1 protein-coding gene is annotated in these 269 nt (G+C 50.6%); it reads right to left on the bottom strand.

Annotated elements, in window-relative coordinates; translation table 11 throughout:
* A partial coding sequence (locus L1S35_RS13270) for a hypothetical protein (protein ID WP_236401473.1) occupies window positions 1-269 on the bottom strand: 269 nt, incomplete at both ends.

The following is a 269-nucleotide window of genomic DNA, read 5'->3' as shown; positions in this document are numbered from 1 at the left end:
GCAATTACAGCTGGGCATCCGCCACTAGCCGCAATGGTATAAGTAACGGTATAGGTTCCTGCAGTTGAAGAGGAAGGCGTAATGGCTCCGGTAGCCGGATTGATAGTCATTCCGGCAGTAGAAGAATACACTCCACCGGTATAAGCCCCTGTTCCTGTTAAAGTCACAGATTGTGCCGTAGCCACAGAAGAGCAGAACGGCGTTGCATAACTAATACTTGCCGTCGGCAGAGCCGTAATGGTTACTGAAGTTGTAGCTGTAACGGCAGC

The sequence above is a fragment of the Flavobacterium anseongense genome, assembly GCF_021608185.1.
Classification (GTDB): domain Bacteria; phylum Bacteroidota; class Bacteroidia; order Flavobacteriales; family Flavobacteriaceae; genus Flavobacterium; species Flavobacterium anseongense.
The sequence above is the reverse complement of the archived record's forward strand: the minus strand, read 5'-3'. Positions and strand labels throughout refer to the sequence as shown.